At 64.3% G+C, this 1351-nt stretch carries 1 protein-coding gene; it reads right to left on the bottom strand.

Features of this window, described 5'->3' with window-relative positions; all coding sequences use genetic code 11:
* Nucleotides 1-928: CsgG/HfaB family protein (locus AC1DT2_RS23535; protein WP_477299099.1), on the bottom strand; the 928-nt coding region annotated here is incomplete at its 3' end.
* Between the last annotated feature and the right edge of the window lie 423 nt (nt 929-1351).

The raw sequence follows: 1351 nt of genomic DNA, 5'->3' as shown, positions 1-1351 counted from the left end.
GCTCGATCAGCGCCGAGGAGACCCAGCCCTTGTTGCCCAGTTCGTCCTGCACTTCCCACATCATGCCGTCCTTGGTGCCGGTGGGATAAAGCATCATGCCCGGGTCCAGCGTGCGCACGGCCGCGCCGGTCCCCTTCGCATTCGCCAGCAGGCGACCCGGCTTGGTCACGGTGACGGCCTGCTGAGCGTTGCTCGCCGAYGCATTGCCGTTGAGGCCGCCAAGCTGGCCGACCAGATCCGTATACGCCTGGAGATAAGCCATCGTGATCAGCTGGCCCATCTCGGTGTTCGCGTAACCGCCCACCCCTGCACCGCCGACGCCGGAATTGCCGAACAGCGCACCGGAGGCGTTGATGCCGAGGTCGGTCTTCTTGGCCTGGCCCTGCGCCAGGGCGACCTGCTCGCTGGAACGCACGTCGGTGATGGCCAGGGTGACGTCAGCGGTCTTCGTCTTGAAGCTCACGTTGCTGGCGATGCGACCGACCTTGCTGCCCATCAGGCCACCGAGGACACCACCCACGCCGCCACCGGCTGCGTCGTCGTTCTTCGACACGAGGTCGGGAACCATGACGTAATCGGCAGCCTTGATCTGGCCCTTGCCGACGTTGGACTGGACGCGAAGCTCACCGCTCGCGCCGAGCTCGCGCTCCTTCATGGCCTGGTTCAGGCCGGCGCCGCGGTCCACCAGCGTGAAGCAATGCGACTTGGCCACGAATACCTTGATGAGCTTGGACGGTGCAGGCAGCTGCTGCGCGGTCCACCAGCTCACACCACCTTCCGGCTCTTCCACCGCCAGCGTGCCAAGCGGCTTCGCGCAGGTCGGGATTTCGGTCATCTTCTCGTCGCGCAGGGTCTGCGCGCTCTTGATCTGCGCCTGGGCAGCCGGAACCGCCAACGCCATCGTCACCAACGCCATTACACCGGCCATACGCCGAGTTCTCGTGCCTTCCATATCATCAAGCCCCTTAGTGATCCGGTGGGTCGAACGAACGCCACTCTCCCCGGACCGGGACGAAGAGCAGCCGCAAGACCACGACAGGCACGACGAAGGGACAGGCCTTCGCGGCGGTCGTGGACGAAACGTGGTTTGAAGATCTCGCGGATTCGGACTGCAAGCTGTGCCATGTGGACATCCCCTGTCATGAAGCCGGTCGATTCACGGCAACGCGTCGTATCCCTCATGCCCCCTGTCGAACTGCCCCCCCTGCGAGCGCAACCCTTACGTGCCAAATGGTAGCAAGGGATGATGACATGTTCCACCTCGCCCCCGAACCGAGGTGCGGACGAATTGTCCGCACCTCGGGCGTCACCTTGCCAGGTCGAAGTTCTCTGACGAGATCCAGCCGCGATT

Source organism: Luteibacter sp. P4_E6 (assembly GCF_056401535.1).
The sequence above is the reverse complement of the archived record's forward strand: the minus strand, read 5'-3'. Positions and strand labels throughout refer to the sequence as shown.